The organism is Pseudomonas abyssi, from assembly GCF_002307495.1.
GTDB classification, from domain to species: Bacteria; Pseudomonadota; Gammaproteobacteria; order Pseudomonadales; family Pseudomonadaceae; genus Halopseudomonas; species Halopseudomonas abyssi.
This window is the reverse complement of record NZ_NTMR01000003.1, coordinates 261,325-277,558: the sequence shown is the minus strand read 5'-3', so window position 1 is coordinate 277,558 and position 16,234 is coordinate 261,325. Positions and strand designations below refer to the sequence as shown.

17 protein-coding genes are annotated in these 16,234 nt (G+C 61.4%); all 17 read right to left on the bottom strand.

Annotated features, from left to right (window positions below; genetic code table 11):
* Window positions 1–9: 9 nt before the first annotated feature.
* The gene (fliP, locus tag CNQ84_RS03775; protein WP_096003575.1) at window positions 10–762 is read right to left on the bottom strand and encodes a flagellar type III secretion system pore protein FliP; all 753 of its coding nucleotides are present in this window, start codon (window positions 760–762) and stop codon (window positions 10–12) included.
* Window positions 759–1,196, bottom strand: coding sequence for a flagellar biosynthetic protein FliO (gene fliO / locus CNQ84_RS03770; protein ID WP_096003574.1), 438 nt, complete (start codon window positions 1,194–1,196; stop codon window positions 759–761). The genes fliP and fliO overlap by 4 nt, the downstream gene beginning before the upstream one ends.
* Entirely contained in the window at window positions 1,196–1,663 is a 468-nt protein-coding gene (fliN, locus tag CNQ84_RS03765; protein ID WP_096003573.1) for a flagellar motor switch protein FliN, read from the bottom strand. The genes fliO and fliN overlap by 1 nt, the downstream gene beginning before the upstream one ends.
* A gap of 34 nt (window positions 1,664–1,697) precedes the next feature.
* A complete protein-coding gene (gene fliM / locus CNQ84_RS03760) occupies window positions 1,698–2,669 on the bottom strand; it encodes a flagellar motor switch protein FliM (protein ID WP_083723476.1) in 972 nt (323 codons plus the stop codon).
* A gap of 9 nt (window positions 2,670–2,678) precedes the next feature.
* On the bottom strand, window positions 2,679–3,185 hold the full coding sequence (locus CNQ84_RS03755) for a flagellar basal body-associated FliL family protein (protein WP_096003572.1): 507 nt from the start codon (window positions 3,183–3,185) through the stop codon (window positions 2,679–2,681).
* A 316-nt stretch (window positions 3,186–3,501) separates the two neighbouring features.
* The gene (locus CNQ84_RS03750; protein ID WP_096003571.1) at window positions 3,502–4,935 is read right to left on the bottom strand and encodes a flagellar hook-length control protein FliK; all 1,434 of its coding nucleotides are present in this window, start codon (window positions 4,933–4,935) and stop codon (window positions 3,502–3,504) included.
* Between the two features lie 88 nt (window positions 4,936–5,023).
* A complete protein-coding gene (locus CNQ84_RS03745; protein WP_096003570.1) occupies window positions 5,024–5,359 on the bottom strand; it encodes an Hpt domain-containing protein in 336 nt (111 codons plus the stop codon).
* An 86-nt stretch (window positions 5,360–5,445) separates the two neighbouring features.
* Window positions 5,446–7,179: a fused response regulator/phosphatase gene (locus CNQ84_RS03740; RefSeq protein WP_096003569.1), complete on the bottom strand. Its 1,734-nt coding sequence runs from the start codon at window positions 7,177–7,179 to the stop codon at window positions 5,446–5,448.
* A 3-nt stretch (window positions 7,180–7,182) separates the two neighbouring features.
* Window positions 7,183–7,488: an STAS domain-containing protein gene (locus CNQ84_RS03735; protein ID WP_096003568.1), complete on the bottom strand. Its 306-nt coding sequence runs from the start codon at window positions 7,486–7,488 to the stop codon at window positions 7,183–7,185.
* Between the two features lie 65 nt (window positions 7,489–7,553).
* Entirely contained in the window at window positions 7,554–8,009 is a 456-nt protein-coding gene (gene fliJ / locus CNQ84_RS03730; protein ID WP_096003567.1) for a flagellar export protein FliJ, read from the bottom strand.
* The gene (gene fliI / locus CNQ84_RS03725) at window positions 8,002–9,354 is read right to left on the bottom strand and encodes a flagellar protein export ATPase FliI (protein ID WP_096003566.1); all 1,353 of its coding nucleotides are present in this window, start codon (window positions 9,352–9,354) and stop codon (window positions 8,002–8,004) included. Before fliI ends, fliJ begins: the two co-directional genes overlap by 8 nt.
* Window positions 9,351–10,139 carry a flagellar assembly protein FliH gene (gene fliH, locus CNQ84_RS03720; RefSeq protein WP_096003565.1) on the bottom strand — a complete coding sequence of 263 codons (789 nt, stop codon included), beginning with the start codon at window positions 10,137–10,139 and terminating at the stop codon, window positions 9,351–9,353. The genes fliI and fliH overlap by 4 nt, the downstream gene beginning before the upstream one ends.
* Window positions 10,140–10,193: 54 nt before the next feature.
* Entirely contained in the window at window positions 10,194–11,216 is a 1,023-nt protein-coding gene (gene fliG / locus CNQ84_RS03715; RefSeq protein ID WP_096003750.1) for a flagellar motor switch protein FliG, read from the bottom strand.
* Window positions 11,209–12,933 carry a flagellar basal-body MS-ring/collar protein FliF gene (gene fliF / locus CNQ84_RS03710; protein ID WP_096003564.1) on the bottom strand — a complete coding sequence of 575 codons (1,725 nt, stop codon included), beginning with the start codon at window positions 12,931–12,933 and terminating at the stop codon, window positions 11,209–11,211. The genes fliG and fliF overlap by 8 nt, the downstream gene beginning before the upstream one ends.
* 24 nt (window positions 12,934–12,957) lie before the next feature.
* Window positions 12,958–13,290 carry a flagellar hook-basal body complex protein FliE gene (fliE, locus tag CNQ84_RS03705; protein WP_083723494.1) on the bottom strand — a complete coding sequence of 111 codons (333 nt, stop codon included), beginning with the start codon at window positions 13,288–13,290 and terminating at the stop codon, window positions 12,958–12,960.
* A gap of 236 nt (window positions 13,291–13,526) precedes the next feature.
* Window positions 13,527–14,933, bottom strand: coding sequence for a sigma-54-dependent transcriptional regulator (locus CNQ84_RS03700; RefSeq protein ID WP_096003563.1), 1,407 nt, complete (start codon window positions 14,931–14,933; stop codon window positions 13,527–13,529).
* Complete coding sequence (locus tag CNQ84_RS03695) at window positions 14,933–16,165, bottom strand: sensor histidine kinase (RefSeq protein ID WP_096003562.1); 1,233 nt, start codon at window positions 16,163–16,165, stop codon at window positions 14,933–14,935. The genes CNQ84_RS03700 and CNQ84_RS03695 overlap by 1 nt, the downstream gene beginning before the upstream one ends.
* Window positions 16,166–16,234: the final 69 nt, after the last annotated feature.

The window sequence follows — 16,234 nt, the reverse complement described above, 5'->3', positions numbered from 1 at the left end:
GGCCTGCTCCTATGTCACCGCAAAGCTGGCAGCCAGGGTGCCGATAATCAGCGCCCAGCCATCGACCAGCACAAATAGCATGATCTTAAAGGGCAGCGAGATGATCAGCGGCGACAGCATCATCATACCCATAGCCATCAGAACACTGGCGACCACCAGATCAATCACCAGAAAGGGAATAAAAATCATGAAGCCGATCTGAAAGGCAGTTTTCAGCTCGGACGTAACAAACGCCGGCACCAGAATATGGAAAGGCACATCGTCCGGGCTGGCCAGGTCAGTACGTTTGGCCAACCGCACAAACAGCTCCAGATCGGTCTCGCGTGTTTGCGCCAGCATGAAGTCGCGCATCGGAATACTGGCCGCCTCAAGCGCCTGCTGCGGCGCCATTTCCTCGTTCAGGTAGGGCTGCAGCGCTGTCTGGTTAACGCGATCGAATACCGGCGCCATGATGAACAGGGTGAGAAACAACGCAAGGCCAATCAGGATCTGGCTCGACGGCGTCTGCTGCAAGCCAAGGGCCTGCCGAAGGATGGCGAACACAATGATGATCCGGGTAAAGCTGGTCATCATCATCACAAAGGCCGGGATAAAGCTCAGCGCCGACATCAGCAGCAGAATTTGCAGGCTGACCGAATAGGTCTGCTGGCCTTCTGCATCGGTACTCAGCGTGATCGCCGGCATGCTCAACGGATCGGCTGCCGTCTGCGCCCAGACCGAGGGCGCCAGCAGTATCAACAAAAAACCAAACCAGCGCATCATGGTGTCTGATCCCGTTTCAGCATCGCCTGCAGCTTGCGGGCAAAGTCGCTGTTGCCAGCGGTAGCCTGACCGATGTCCGCCACCGGCTGCTCGAAGACATGCAGGGTGTTGATACGACCGGGCGAGGCACCCAGCAACATCTGCGTGCCCCCCACATCGACCAGCAGCAAACGGTCACGCGGCCCCAGTGGCAGACTGCTGAGCAAGCGGATGTGCTGCCCACCCTGCCCGGCCATGGGCCCAACCCGGCGCAGCAGCCAGCCCAGCGCAAAGATAAGGCCAACCACGACCAGCAGCCCGAGCGCCAGTTGACTCAACTGGCCGGCAAGCGAGGCGCTACCGATGTTACTGGCAGCGGCGGCCGCCGGCTGGCCGGTCTGCGCCAGTAGCGGTAACGGCACACCCACGCCCAGAAGAAGCAGCAACGCCCGCATCAGCGCAGCTTCTTGATGCGTTCGGAGGGGCTGATCACATCGGTCAGGCGAATGCCAAACTTCTCGTTGACCACCACCACCTCGCCATGTGCGATCAGCGTACCGTTGACCTTCACATCCAGCGGCTCACCCGCCAGTCGGTCTAGCTCTACCACAGACCCCTGGTTGAGTTGCAGCAGGTTGCGGATAGTGATGTCGGTATTGCCGACCTCCATGGAAATGGTGACAGGAATATCCAGAATGACGTCCAGATTAGGGCTATCGCCCGGATCAAAGTCATCCCCGTCGGCACGGGCCGGCGAGTTGAATTCCTCCATCGGCATCCGCGGTTCGGCGTTGCTTTGCTCGAGCATGGCGTCAATATCGTCCTGCCCGGCGTCACCAGCCTCATCCAGTGCCGCCGCCCACTCATCAGCCAATGCCTGCTCCTCGGCACTGATCTCGTCGGGTTGTTTGTCCTCAGCCATCTCGCTGTCCCCTGTTGTTGTTTAGCGTGGTCGGTCAGCGCGGACGCGCAACCGGACCCAGAATCTGTAAGGCCAGGTTGCCCTTGACCGCGCCCAGCTTGCTCTTGAAGGTCGGCACACCGTTGGCGCAGAGCACCATGTGATCAGGCATTTCGACCGGAATCACATCCCCGGCCTGCATGCTCAGCAGGTCCTTGAGCTTCAGCTGGGTTTTCACCACGGTGGCGCTGAGCGGCACCTTGACGCCGGTAATCTCTTCACGCAATGCGCGCACCCAGCGCTCATCGTGCTCGTCGACGTCTGACTGCACACCCGAGTCTAGGACCTCGCGTAGCGGCTCGATCATCGAATAAGGGAAGGTCACATGCAGGTCGCCACCACCGCCATCCAGCTCGATATGGAAGGTGGACACCACCACCACCTCACTGGGGCTGACGATATTGGCCAACGCCGGGTTGACCTCGGAATTGACGTACTCAAACTGCACGTCGTGCACCGCCTGCCAGGCTTCCTTGAGATCAACAAAGGCCTGGTCCAGCACCATGCGTACTACGCGCAGCTCGGTTGGGGTGAACTCCCGCCCTTCGATCTTGGCGTGACGGCCATCGCCACCAAAAAAGTTGTCGACCAACTTGAATACCAGCTTGGCGTCCAGAATGAACAACGCGGTACCGCGCAGCGGCTTCATCTTGACCAGGTTAAGGCTGGTCGGCACGTACAGCGAGTGCACATACTCGCCAAACTTCATTACCTGCACCCCGCCCACGGCCACATCGGCGGAACGGCGCATCAGGTTGAACATGCTGATACGGGTGTAGCGGGCAAAGCGTTCGTTGATCATTTCCAACGTGGGCATGCGCCCACGCACGATACGATCCTGGCTGGTCAGGTCATAACTTTTGATCGACCCCGGCTCACTCTCGATATCAGTATCGATAGCACCGTCGTCTACCCCGTGAAGCAGGGCGTCGATCTCATCCTGTGACAGCAGATCCTGTACGGCCATGACTATGTCCTATTGCAGAACCAGGTTGGTAAACAGCACCGACTCGATGACCGGGTCACCGACTTCTTTCTCCAGCAACGACTTGACGGCCAGGCTGGCCTTTTCGCGCAGCGCCTCTTTGCCCTCGGGCGTTGCCAGTGCCTCAAATTCTTCGCTGCCAAACAGCATCACCAGTTGATTGCGAATCAACGGCAAATGCTGGTTGAGCTTGGCCATGCCTTCAGCATCACGCCCCATCAGCACAACGCTGACCTGCATGTAGCGCTGTCGACCACCGGCTGCGTAATTGACCACAAAGGCCGGGTCCAGTGGCTGATACAGAGCCACCTGCTTGACGGGCTCAGCCGGCTCGGTTTCCTCTAGCGTCTCATCGTCTTTGAGCAGAAAGAAGGCCACGCCGCCCGCCGACAGCAACAGCGCCAACAAGCCGATGCCAAGCAAAATGAATAGCTTCTTGCGGCCCTTGGCCGGTTTTTCCTGTGCGTCGTCGTCGGACTTTGCAGATTGTTTCGCCATGCCAATATTCCGTCATTCGGGCCTTACGGCCGCCGATAACCATGCCAGATGCATTGAGCGTGCCAGTCATCACGCTGTAGCACGCCCGACACCCACGGATATGCAGTTCAACGCTGCGGGCCTCAGCAGGCAAGCAGTAGGGAGCAGCGCTCCATGAACCAAGGAAAGCACTGATCAGTTCACCGCGGCCTACGGGGCGCACAGGCCGGGCCTGAACGCCAGAGGGCATGCGGAATCAATCAGCAATTCCCAAGCATAGGATACTGGCTGGAACGAAAAATGTCTTTGCCGCACCGGACGGTGCGGCAGGCGGGACTCAGGCGTAGTAATCGACCAGCCGGGCGTGCGCCAGCAGCGCTTGGGCCGAGACATCGCTCGCCGAGGCAGTGGTATCGGCGGCCTCGGCTCCCAGCCCAGTGCTCCCGTTGCCGCGCTCACCGCCACGGCCATCACCCTGGGCCAGCAGGCCGCCATCAGACTGACGCTGCTGTGACGAGCCGTCAGAGACATTCACGTCCAGCTGCCCCACACCCTGCTGGGTAAACATCTCGCGCAGGCGGAACATCTGTCCCTCCAGGGCATCGCGAACACCGGCATTCTGGCTGACGAACTGCACCTGGTGCTCTTGTCCGCGAGTCTGGATCTTGATCTCCAGCGGCCCCAGCTCGGCCGGATCAAGCTGGATCTCGACCGACTGCACATTCTGGCTCGACATCCACATGACCTTGTTGACCACCGCCTCGCTCCAGCCGGGCTGCCCCATCGGCACCCCCAGGCTCTGCAGCGGCGCAGTGACCGGCCGTGCGCTGAGCGCGCTCTGGCCAGCCTGCTGCATCTGCGTAACGGCACTGCTCTTGCTCAGATCAGTCGCATCGGCGTCACTGCGCGCATTGCCCGCGCCCAACCGGGATTCGAGCTTTTCCACCAAGCGTGCCAGCCCCCCCTCATCCACCGCCTGCGGCGCGCTGGCCTGCAGCCGCTGCAGGGTCTGACTGCTGTCCTGCAGCGCTGCCTGTCGCTGGGCAGCATCCATCGGTGCGGCCGTATCACCTGAGGAGCGAGCGGTCTGCGCTGCCGTTTGCGTACTTCCCTGCGCGCTCTCGGCAGCGGCACCCTCGGCGCTACGCAAGGCAGCCCGAAGTTGCGACACCAGCTCCGACAACGCAACGCCACCACGCGAGCCGTTTGCTGCTTCGACGTCTGTATCGGTTTCAGTCAGGACAGTGGCAGGCGCCGCATTCCGGGCATCAGCCGCTGCGGCAGAGACAGGCGCCCCAGCCATCGGGGCCGCGCCAGCTTGCGCCGCTTCGGCGGGTGGCGTGTCAGCGGGCAACTGCGCCAACCAACGCTGCCACTGCTGACTGATACCGGCCAGCACCGAGTCATCCGTGCTCTGCTCAGCAGTCGGCTCAGCGCCAGGCTCCGGGACCTCGGTGCTGGTAGCGGTTGTTTGTGGCTGCAGCAATTGCGCCAGCTGGGTCAGCCAGGAGGCCACATCAGCCGGCAATTCCTTGCCGCTGGCGGCAACCTCCACGGCCGGGTCTGCCACACCGGCCTCGGTCTCAACGGCGGCGTTGAGCTGGGCCATCAACGCATCCAGATCGGCCGGAGTCTGCTCGGCCAGAACCGCAGAGAACGCCGCAACAGCGTCAGGATCAGCGCTTACCGCCTTGCCTGAGGCAAACGCAGAAAAGCCATCACGAGAAAAATCGGCATTGAACAGCGCCAGCAGGTTTTGCCCAATAGGCATGACAAGATCTCCACCCGAAGGACTCGGTCAAGGGTACGCAAGATCTTTTGCAAGGCTTGGGCCAATTTGCCCAAACAAGGGGGAAGATTCAGTGCAGCAGGGGCTTCAACCTGACAAACGCTTGTTCAATCACCGTCAGCGCTTTGGCGGCTTCAGCGCTATCGCCGGCCAACCCGGCGGCTTCAGCTTCGAGGCAGGCCTGCTCCAGAGCCGCAGCGCCCATATTGCCACAGCTGCCCTTGAAGCTATGCGCGGCCTGGCGAAACGCGTCCATGTCATCGGCCTGCAGCGCCTCACGCAATTGCCGCAACCGCAGGTCGGCATCGCCCTGGAAGGTGTCCAGCAACAACGCATAGTCGTCCTGCATCAATTCACGCAGCGCTTGCAGCACAGCTGGATTCACATCTTGCAAGGACTCTGACATCGCCTGCGACTCTCCTTTTAGTCCTGATCCTGTTGAGGAGACACTGGATTCATTCGGCATGGCGAGCGGAATTGATCAGTGCTTCATCAAGCCTCGGGAGTATGCCCAAGCTGCCAACGGAAGACCACCCTGACCCGACTGCCCTGTTCGCTGAATGCCAACTCGTCGGCTAATGCGGCGACCAGAGCCAGCCCGCGGCCGGCATAATCGGCCGCAGACCTCACCGTCGAGAATCCGGCACCACTGTCTTCACAAGTCAACACCAACTCGCCGCCCTGCACATCAGGCCGATGATCAATGGTCAGACAGATCCAGCCGTCTTCCAGCGCCTGCAACCGAGCGCTGCGCTCCTGATAGTAGAGCGCGAAACCATCGGAGTCCTGCTTCCAGGCCGAGTCCAGGCGCAGCAGGCCATGCTCCAGCGCATTGCTGTACAGCTCACTGAGCACAGTGAACAGTGCGCCGGCTCTAGCCCGCAAGCCAGCCACGCTCAACAGCTTCTGCAAAATGAAAGGCAACGGGTTCTGACCGCGAATGGCCTGCGCCCGAAAGGTGTAGCTAAGTCGCCAGTCCTGCTGCGCATCCATGGCAGCCGTCAGCGGCTGAGGCTGCGGCGCCGGCAAGTGGTCACGCTCGGGCATCACCACCTGCAGCAAGCTGACATCGTCTTCCGGGCTACCATGAAATTGCGACAGAGCACTCAGCAAGCCATCAAATACCTGCTCTGGCTCACCCTTGTGGGCGTCAATAACTCGCAGCACACCGGCATCACCAAACAGCTGACCGGCGCCGTTGCGGGTTTCGATGACGCCGTCGGTCCAGCACAGCAGTCGCTCGCCAGGGTGCATGACCAGCACCTTCGGATCCGGACTGAAACGTTCGCGGCTGGCCACGCCCAGGGGCAGGTTGGTTGAGGTTACTCGCTCAAGCAACTCGCCCTGCCGACCAAGAATCATCACGTCCGGCAAACCACCATTCCAGATCTCGACCAGGCCCTTGGTCGGGTTTACCTCGATCAGCACCGCGCAACAGAAGATGCCAACCGGCAAAATGGTCGCGAGCTTACTATTGAGTTCCAGCAGAATATCGCGCAGCGCATAGCCCTTGCTGGTCATGGCGTAGAACACTTCGGCCAGCGGCATGGCACCAATGGCAGCCGACAACCCATGGCCGGTGAAATCACCAAGCAGCAGATGCATCTCGCCGGAAGGACGGTGCGCCGCCAGAAGAATATCGCCATTGAACATGGCGTAGGCCGACTGCAGATAGCGCAGGCTGTTATCACTGAGAGAGCCCGAGTGGGCGACCCGGTCAAAGATGATTTTGGCCAGCTCCTGGTCTCGCACCAGGCTGGCATGCTGACCGGCGATGACATCGCGCTGACTTTGCAAGGTCTGATGCATCTCGCGCATGCGCCGAAAGGCGCGAATCTTGGCTTGCAGAATGACGGGGTTGTAGGGCTTGGTCAGAAAGTCGTCACCGCCGGCCTCAAGGCATTTCACCAAGGCGTCGGTTTCGGTCAGGCTGGTCAGAAATATCACCGGTACCAGATCTTCACCGGCTCGTTGCTTGATCTGTCGCGCCGCCTCAAACCCGTCCATGACCGGCATCAGCGCATCCAGCAGGACGATGTCAGGCTGCCGCTCGACGAACAGGCTCACCGCCTGTTTGCCCTCTTCAGCCAGACAGACCCGGTGACCAAGGCGCTCGACCAGACGCCCGAGAATCAATCTATCGGTCGGATTGTCATCGGCAACCAGTACCAGCAGGGGCGCCGCCTCGGGGTCGACCGGTCGGGGAAGCGCGCCCTCGGACCGCATGCCTTACTCGATGCTGAACAGCTGTTCGAAGTTGGAGATGCTCAGCACCTTGCGTACATCCGGATTGCAATGAACGATACGGATATCGGCGCTGTCACCACCGGCGTGGTCGCGCAGCAATAACAGCATGCCCAGCGCCGAGCTGTCGATATAGTCAGTTTCGTGCAAATCAACCACATACTGGCGGGGGGTGAGGCCGCTGCGCTCATAGGCGCTGCGAAACGCCTGATGCGCGCCAAAATCAAACCGGCCCTTGACGTTAATGGTCAGTATCTGGCTGTCAGCAGACATGGACGCCTGGATCGACATGAGTTCTCCCTGTCAGTTTGTGCGATCACCTACACACTGTTTTGTAGCACAGGGTCCGGTGCCTGTCAGGGATTATTTGTGCGTTGCGCGTGGGCTCGCTGCGACAACTCATCAAGCAGTTTCTGCTCCTGCTTGTCCGCTCTGGCTTGCGCCTCCTGGCGATACTTTTCAATCAGCTTGCGCAGCGCTTCCAGCCGCTGGTAACGCTGCCGCCAGTTCTCCCGCGCCCGCTCGATACTCTGGCCATGCCAGGTGACGGTCTGCCGTTGTTGCTCAATGGCTACCTCCATCTGCGCCATGAAGCGCTGATAGTTCATCAGCCAGTCACGCCCGACCCCCTGGGCACCGCGCTGCGCCCAGCCTTTGGCGTACTCGCTGCTGTAATACTCCAGATCGCGCAGGCGCGCGCTGGCATCGTCAAGCTGCTGCTGACACTGCCCCAGCATCGCCGCGGCCTTGCGCTCCTCCTCCAGCGCCATATCCACCACCGGCGCCAGACGGCGAATGCGGCTTTCACTCATTGCTCAGAGTCTGCTCCAGCCCACTTTGGCTGTCGCTCAGATTGACACTGACCTGCAAGCCCTGCTGCAGAAACGCCTGCATCGCCGGCATTTTTTCCATCGCCTTGTCGGTCAACGGATCGGAGCCAGCGGCGTAGGCGCCTACACTGATCAGGTCGCGGCTTTGCTGATAGCGGGCGTACAACTGCTTGAACAGCTGCGCCTTTTGCAACTGCTCTGGCGAGACAATCTGCGGCATGGCGCGGCTGATCGAGGCTTCGATATCAATCGCCGGGTAGTGGCCCTCTTCAGCCAGGCGCCGGGACAGCACCACGTGACCGTCCAGAATCGCGCGCGATGCATCGGCGATCGGGTCCTGCTGATCGTCGCCCTCGGATAACACGGTGTAAAACGCGGTAATCGAGCCACCGCCCTGTTCGGCGTTACCGGCCCTCTCGACCAGTTGCGGCAGCTTGGCAAACACCGACGGCGGATAGCCCTTGGTGGCCGGCGGCTCACCGATGGCGAGGGCAATCTCGCGCTGGGCCTGGGCAAAACGCGTCAGTGAATCCATCAGCAGCAACACATTCTTGCCCTGATCGCGGAAGTACTCGGCAATACGCGTGCAGTACATTGCCGCACGTAAACGCATCAAGGGGGCGTCATCGGCCGGCGAGGCGACCACTACCGAGCGAGCCATCCCCTTCTCACCGAGGATCTGCTCGATAAATTCCTTAACCTCTCGCCCCCGCTCGCCAACCAGCCCCACGATGGTGATATCGGCATCGGTAAAGCGGGTCATCATGCCAAGCAGCATACTCTTGCCCACGCCACTGCCGGCGAATAGCCCCAGACGTTGGCCACGCCCAACAGTGAGCAAACTGTTGATCGAGCGAATGCCGACATCCAGCGGCTCTTCAATCGGGTGACGCTTGAGCGGATTGATGGTCGGGCCATTGAGATCGACCCAGTCATCGGCGGCAAAACTGCCCTTGCCATCCAGCGGACGGCCAATGCCGTCCACCACACGCCCCAGCATAGCTGCGCCCATCGGCAGTTTACCCCCGCCAGCGGAGGGCACCACACGGGCACCAGGCTGCAGCCCTTCCAGCCGATCCACCGGCATCAGGTAAACCTTGTGGCCGGCAAACCCCATGACTTCGGCTTCGATCTGACTCTGCCCCTGCGCGGTTTCGCTGATCACCAGGCAGCGGCTGCCCACCGGCGCCTTGCACCCTTCGGCTTCCAGGGTCAAGCCGACCATACGGATCAGCCGGCCCTCGACGACCGGCTGAGTCGGCAGTTGAAGGGCGGGTTGGTAGCGCGACAAGCGCCGCGCAAAGCTGATGCGCTCGGGGCGACTCATGACGCTGGGTCATCGCCAGCCGGCTGCACGTCGGTTACCGGCAGGTCTGGTTCGGGGGGGTGAGCGCGCTGCTCGCGGTGCTGTTCCTGCAGCTGTTCAAGCAACTGCTGCAGACGGGTCTCAAGGGTGGCATCGACTTGGCTGTGTTCGGTCTCGACCCGGCAGCCGCCGGGCATCAGGCTGTCGTCTTCCAGCAGCCGCCAGCTTTCCTCATGACGCTCGCGCAGCGCCTTGATGGCATCGAAATCGCTTGGATGAAGGTAGATACGGATGTTCTCTGCGCCGACCGGCAGCGCCTTCAGCGCGCCACGCAAAACGGTCACCACCTGCGAGCGGTCAATCAGCACCTCGCGCTGCAGCAACTGGCGCAACATATGTTCGAGCAGCACCAGCAGCATGTCTTCGATCAACTCGTCCTGCTGCTGCAGCGGCGCCATCAACTGGCCCATGAGCTGTTCGAATTCCCCCAGCCGCGCCTCAAGAGCGTTGCGCGCTTCCTGCTGGCCTTTCAACTGGCCGGCGTGAAAACCGTCTTTCTCGCCGGTAGAAAAGCCTTCGTTGTAGGCTTCCTGACGAATCTGCTCCAGCTCCTCGACCGTGAAGGGCTTGACCTCCTCCACCTCGATCTCAGGTTCGTCTTCTACTTCAGGCTCTTGCGGCTCAGGCGCCTCACGCTCCAGGGCAACCTGATGCGGTGCTTCATCAAAACTGGGCAGATCCCAGCGACTGAACGCCGACACATCGCTGCTGCGCAGCAGCTCGCTCTCACTTTTGACTTGCGCCATCGCACCCTACCCCGCTCTGAAAACCACGGCAGCATACCACTGCAGGCCACCGCGTCAGATCATTTCCTCGCCGCCCTTGCCGCCCAGCACAATCTCGCCGGCGTCGGCCATACGGCGGGCAATAGTGAGAATTTCCTTCTGCGCCGCTTCGACCTCGCTGATGCGTACCGGCCCCTTGGCTTCGAGGTCGTCCTGCAACAGCTCGGATGCGCGCTTGGACATGTTGCGGAAGATCTTGTCCTTGATGGCATCGTCCGCGCCCTTGAGCGCCACGATCAACACCTCGGAGGACACTTCGCGCAGCAGCGCCTGAATCCCGCGGTCGTCGACCTCGGCCAGGTTGTCGAAGACAAACATCAGGTCTTCGATACGCGAGGAGAGATCTTCGTCCATCTCGCGGATGGCCTCGATCAACTGCGACTCGGTGCTCGACTCCAGGAAGTTCATGATGTCGGCGGTACGCTTGACCCCGCCCATGGCGGCGCGCGAGGTATTGGAGTTACCGGCGAACTGCTTCTCCAGAATCTCGTTGAGCTCTTTCAGCGCCGAGGGTTGCACGGTGTTGAGTGCGGCAACCCGCAGCAGAATGTCCAGGCGAACCTTGTGATCGAAGTATCCAACCACCTCGGCCGCCATGTCCGGATCCAGATAGGCCACCACGATGGCCTGAATCTGCGGGTGCTCGAAGCGAATGACGTCCGCCACCGCCCGCGGTTCCATCCACTTCAGACTGTCGAGGCCAGAGGTGCTGCCGCCAAGCAGGATGCGGTCAACCAGACTGTTGGCCTTGTCCTCGCCAAGGGCCTGAGTCAGCATGCTGCGAATATAGCCGTCCGCGCCAACGCCCAGACTGGTCTGATCGCTGACCACCTCGATGAAGTCGCCCATGACCTCCTGCACCTGTTCACGATGCACGGTGCGCAGGCCCGCCATGGCGCTACCCACCCGTTGAACTTCCTTGGGGCCCATGTGCTTGAGGATGGCTGCAGCGTCGGACTCACCCAGGCTGAGCAGAAAGATGGCCGCCTTGTCCAGCTTGGACATCTTGGCCGGGCGCTTACCCGCTTCTTCACTCATCGGCATTGATCCATTCCTTCACAACTTGGGCTACACGACCCGGGTCTTCAGCCAGCAGGCCTTTGATGGCGTTCAGCTGCTGTTCATAACCGGCACCAGGCGGTGGCAGCAGTACCGGGCTAGAGGCCGGGCCAGACAGACTGACCTGATCGTCACGCAGCTCGTCGTTGAGCCCGCCCATGCCGCCACCGGCACCACCCGCCAGATCTGACGGATATCCGTCACTGCCACTCTTGCCGGCCACAGTCAGATTTTTCAACGCCGGGCGCAAAACTGCAAACACCAGCACCAGAACAAAGAGAATACCCAGAATCTGCTTGGCGACATCCCAGAACCAGGGCTGCTCCCAGAACGGGATTTCCGGCAGCGGCTCGACATCGGATTCAGCCACAAAGGCGCTATTGATCACGCTGACGCTGTCACCGCGTGCAGCATCATAGCCGACGGCGTCCTGCACCAGCCGGGTCAGACGCAGCACTTCAGCCTCGCTCAGGGGCGTACGGGTCACCTCACCGGTCTCGGCATTGACCTCAGACGGATCATCTACCACCACCGCCACCGACAGACGCTTCAGACGCCCTTGCTGCTGCCGGGTATGACTGATCTGACGGTCCAGTTCGTAGTTGCGAATCGCCTGCTCACGCTTATCCTGGGGCGGAACAGCGACTACTGGTTCACCCGTTTCCGGATCAATCACCTGCTCTGGCACCTGGGTCGCGCCGGGCGGCTGGTTGGACAGCGCGCCCGGAACACCCTGCGGACCACTGTTGGCCGAACGGGCCTCACTCACTACCTGCTCGCTGCGCAGCGCCGCGTCAGGGCTGAACATCTCGGCGGTCGACTCTACCGTGCTGAAATCCACGTCGGCCGATACTTCAGCCTTGTAGCGACCAGCGCCCAGCAACGGCTGCAAAATGTTGTGCACGCGGCGGGTGTAGGTATCTTCCAGCCGACGGGTGTAATCAAACTGACGCCCGGCGACAGTCAGCTCGTTCAGCTCATTCTGATCGGACAGCAGGTTGCCATTCTGGTCAACGACGGTGACCTCATCCTTGCTCAGCTCCGGCACACTGGTCGCAACCAGGTTGACGATGGCCATGACCTGCGCAGGCTCAAGACGACGACCGGCATACATTTCCAGCAGCACAGACGCGCTGGGCTTGCGGTCATCGCGCACAAAGACGGTAGAGCGCGGAATAGCAATATGCACCCGCGCACTCTTGACGTTGTAGAGGCTGGAAATGGTACGCGCCATTTCACCTTCCAGGCCACGACGATAACGCGCCGTTTCCATGAACTGACTGGTGCCAAGACCCTGCTCACGGTCCAGAATCTCAAAACCCAGATTGCCGTCGGTAGGGGCAATACCCGCGCTGGCCAGGCGCATGCGCGCATCAGCCAGGTCGGCACTGCGCACCAGCAGGGCGCCGCTGTTGGGCTCCACCTTGTAATCGATGCGGCTCTGCTGCAGCAGTTCAACCACCTGGCCGGCATCGTAGCCGTCAAGACTGTTGTACAGGGGCCGGTAGTCCGGCTCCTGCGACCACAGCACTACCGCAAAGCCAATCGCCACACTAGCGGCCAGACCGACCAGCAAGCCAAACTGACGCAGCATCGGCAGTTGCGCCAGATTATCCAGAAAGGTCAGCCCCATCAGCGGCTTGCGCTCACCCTCTGGCTGATTGCGGGTCGCCGGTGTATTGCTGGCGGTATCCATGGTCAATTCCTCGACGGGTCAGGCCTAGATAGCCATTTTCATGATGTCTTCATAGGCGGCAACCATCCTGTTGCGCACCTGGGTCATGGCCTGAAAGGCTACTGAGGATTTTTGCGAGGCAATCATCACCTCGGTCAGGTCGATACCCTCAACCCCACGCTCGTAGCCAGTACGCAGGTCAGAGGTGGTTTGCTGCAGCTCATTGACGCGGTCGACGGCCTGCTTGAGCAAGTCGTCAAAGCCCGGGCCATTGACGCTAGGCTCGGCCGCCGGCACTGGCTGCGGTTTGCCCATGGCTTCCATTTGCATGGTGCGCATTTGCAGCATCAGTCGATTGAATTCCACACCCTGAGTCATTGTCGCCTCCAACCCGTCCAAATCTTGACGGTTATCGTCGTGTTACAGGGTATTCAGCAAATATGGTGCCAACAGTGAGATTGACATCCAGACGCCGCACAGACAAGGCAGCGGGGGAGATAAAAACAAGCCAGCCGGCGCAGGAGTGCGCCGGCTGGCAGGAGGCATGATTTGGCGCCAGGAAACCACTGATTCATTCCACTCGCAGAGAGCGTGTGGAATGAATCAGTGGTTTCCTAGACGCCGGCGAACAGGCTGCCCTCGACATCCAGACCCGCATCACGCATCTGCGCCAGCTTGTAACGCAATGTCCGCGGGCTGATACCGAGACGTTCGGCAGCTTCCTTGCGGCGCCCGCGCTCAGCGCGCAGCACCTCGACTATCAGCTGGAACTCACGCTGGCGTACGCCAACGCCAAGTTCGGAGGACGCGGGCGCAGGCTCGCTCGCGACCGGCTCGACCGCTGCCGGCGCGGGAGCGGCCGTACGACGCAGACCGCTGCCGCTGATCACACCGTCAAGGTACAGGTCAGCCACGTCGATTACGCCGCCCTGCTGCAGCACCAGCGCGCGCTGTACAGCGTTGTCCAGCTCACGGACGTTGCCCGGCCAGGGATGGGTCTGCAACGCCTGGGCTGCTTGCGCCGACAATCTGACAGTCCCCAAGTTCATCTTGCGACAGTGCTTGGCCAGCAAGCGCTCAGCCAGGGGCAGAATGTCTGCCGGCCGCTCGCGCAGCGCCTGCCATTGCAGCGGGAAAACACCCAGGCGGTAATACAGGTCCTCGCGGAAACGCCCTGCCGCTACTTCGCCGGGCAGATCACGGTTGGTCGTGGCAATCACGCGAATATCCAGCTGGATCAGCTTACGCCCACCTACTCGTTCGACCTCTCGCTCCTGCAGCACCCGCAACAGCTTGGCCTGCAGGGCCAGCGGCATTTCGGAAATCTCGTCCAGCAGCAAGGTGCCGCCGTTGGCCTGCTCAAACTTGCCTGACTGGGCTGCCACTGCACCGGTAAAGGCGCCCTTCTCATGCCCAAACAGCGTCGCCTCCAGCATGTTGTCCGGAATGGCCGCACAGTTGATGGCAATAAACGGCTGCGCGGCGCGTGGCGACTGCTGGTGAATGTAGCGCGCCAGCACCTCCTTACCGGTACCAGACTCACCCGAGATAAGCACCGTCGAATCGCTGGCGGCTACGCGGGCGGCCAGCTCAAGCAATTGAACACTGGCGGGCTCGACGGCAACCGGCCCGTCCGCAGCCGGCGCCAACCGCCCCAGTGCATGCTGGCCAATCAGCTCCAGCAGCGCCTTGGGCGCAAAAGGCTTGACCAGGTAGTCGGCCGCCCCGTCACGCATGGCTGTCACCGCCTGCTGCACGGTTCCGTAGGCAGTCATCAGCAGTACCGGCAGCTGCGGATACTGGCTGCGCAACGTGCGCAGCAGTGCATGGCCATCCATACCGGGCATGTTGACGTCACTGACCACCATGCTGACGCTGTCTTGTTGCAGCAACTGCAACGCCGCTTCGGCGCTGGCGGCCTCCAGGTAATCATAGCCGCCCAGCATCAGGGTATCGGCGAGCGCCTCGCGCAGCGCGTCGTCATCCTCGACCAACAAGATACGGCTGCTGGAACCCTTCATCACGCCACCTCCTCGCCTTTAACCAGCAGGCGCAACGGCAGCAGAACCTCGGCACAGGTACCCCAGCCCGCCTTGCTGCGCAAATAGAACGCGCCACCATGGGCCTTGACCACAGACTTGACCACCGCGACCCCCAGACCTGTGCCCTGCGGTTTGCTGGTATGGAATGGCTCGCCAATACGCGCCAGTTGCTCAGCACTCATGCCCTGGCCCGCGTCCACCACCGTCAGGCTCAGTTGACCTTCCAGCTGGCGGGCCACGACTTTCAGACGAGGCGCTGGCATGCCGGCCTGCAAGGCATTCTCGATCAGGTTCATCACTGCGCCGACCAGGGTGTCACGGTTGCAACGCAGCATTGCATCGGCAGGCATCAGGTTGACCCAGCGACAGGACCCGCCACGACTCTCAATCACGCTGTCGGCCTGCAGTTGCAACCATTCCAGGAAGATGGATACCGGCAAGGTATCGTCAATCGGCAGATCACCCTTGGCAAACTGCAGCATGTCGCGAATCTGGTGCTCGATGCTGTGCAGCCGCCCCTGCAGACGTTCTGAAAACCGGGTGCGATGGGCGGTAGGCAGTTGTTCGTCGGTCAGGTGCTCTGCATATAACAGTGCCGAAGCCAGCGGCGTCCGAATCTGATGGGCCAGCGAGGCAACCATGCGGCCCAGGGCGGACAGGCGCTCGTTACGCGCCAGCTCGCTTTGCAGCTGGCGGGTCTCGGTCAGGTCGTTAATCAGGATCAGCTGGCCTGGCTCACCTTCGAGCGAGCGGGTTGCCAGCGACACCCGGCGACCGGTGCGCAGGGAGACTTCGTGATAATCGTCGTCCCGGGGAGCAAAGCGCTGCTGGATCAGGTCACGCCACAGCTGCCCTTCCAGCGGCTCACCGAGTAGTGCGCGCGCCGCCGGGTTGGCCTCACGCACAACACCCCGTCCGTCGAGAATGATCACGCCGCCGGGCAGCAGGTTGAGCACGTTCTGCAGTCGTCCGGCCAGGCGCGCCTTTTCCGCCAATTCCCGGGTGCGTTGGGCTTGAGCATCTGCCAGCTGCCGCCGCAGCTGGACCACCTGCTGCTCAAGCAGCGCATGCGAGGCGCTAAGCTGCTCTGACATCCCCTGAAAGCGCTGGTAAGCATTCTGCAGCGCAGCCGGATCCCCCTCGGCCAGACCGGGCGCCGGTGCGCCGTCCTGCTGAGCAGTGTGCGGATTGAGATGAGCCTTGGCAGCCATGTGGCATCCCCTGAGTTACGGATAATGTTCAGGGGACACTCAGCAATCATCGTGCCATAAAAGAAATCC

Coding starts and splice junctions, on each gene's coding strand:
- CNQ84_RS03735 (WP_096003568.1), bottom strand. CDS start 7,488: ATGTCGATCCAGGCGTCCATGTCTGCTGACAGCCAGATACTGACCATT.
- CNQ84_RS03755 (WP_096003572.1), bottom strand. CDS start 3,185: ATGGCGAAACAATCTGCAAAGTCCGACGACGACGCACAGGAAAAACCG.
- fliG (WP_096003750.1), bottom strand. CDS start 11,216: ATGAGTGAAGAAGCGGGTAAGCGCCCGGCCAAGATGTCCAAGCTGGAC.
- fliJ (WP_096003567.1), bottom strand. CDS start 8,009: ATGAGTGAAAGCCGCATTCGCCGTCTGGCGCCGGTGGTGGATATGGCG.
- fliH (WP_096003565.1), bottom strand. CDS start 10,139: ATGGCGCAAGTCAAAAGTGAGAGCGAGCTGCTGCGCAGCAGCGATGTG.
- fliN (WP_096003573.1), bottom strand. CDS start 1,663: ATGGCTGAGGACAAACAACCCGACGAGATCAGTGCCGAGGAGCAGGCA.
- fliP (WP_096003575.1), bottom strand. CDS start 762: ATGATGCGCTGGTTTGGTTTTTTGTTGATACTGCTGGCGCCCTCGGTC.
- CNQ84_RS03700 (WP_096003563.1), bottom strand. CDS start 14,933: ATGAAGGGTTCCAGCAGCCGTATCTTGTTGGTCGAGGATGACGACGCG.
- CNQ84_RS03740 (WP_096003569.1), bottom strand. CDS start 7,179: ATGCGGTCCGAGGGCGCGCTTCCCCGACCGGTCGACCCCGAGGCGGCG.
- CNQ84_RS03695 (WP_096003562.1), bottom strand. CDS start 16,165: ATGGCTGCCAAGGCTCATCTCAATCCGCACACTGCTCAGCAGGACGGC.
- CNQ84_RS03750 (WP_096003571.1), bottom strand. CDS start 4,935: ATGCCTATTGGGCAAAACCTGCTGGCGCTGTTCAATGCCGATTTTTCT.
- CNQ84_RS03745 (WP_096003570.1), bottom strand. CDS start 5,359: ATGTCAGAGTCCTTGCAAGATGTGAATCCAGCTGTGCTGCAAGCGCTG.
- fliF (WP_096003564.1), bottom strand. CDS start 12,933: ATGGATACCGCCAGCAATACACCGGCGACCCGCAATCAGCCAGAGGGT.
- fliI (WP_096003566.1), bottom strand. CDS start 9,354: ATGAGTCGCCCCGAGCGCATCAGCTTTGCGCGGCGCTTGTCGCGCTAC.
- fliM (WP_083723476.1), bottom strand. CDS start 2,669: ATGGCCGTACAGGATCTGCTGTCACAGGATGAGATCGACGCCCTGCTT.
- fliE (WP_083723494.1), bottom strand. CDS start 13,290: ATGACTCAGGGTGTGGAATTCAATCGACTGATGCTGCAAATGCGCACC.
- fliO (WP_096003574.1), bottom strand. CDS start 1,196: ATGCGGGCGTTGCTGCTTCTTCTGGGCGTGGGTGTGCCGTTACCGCTA.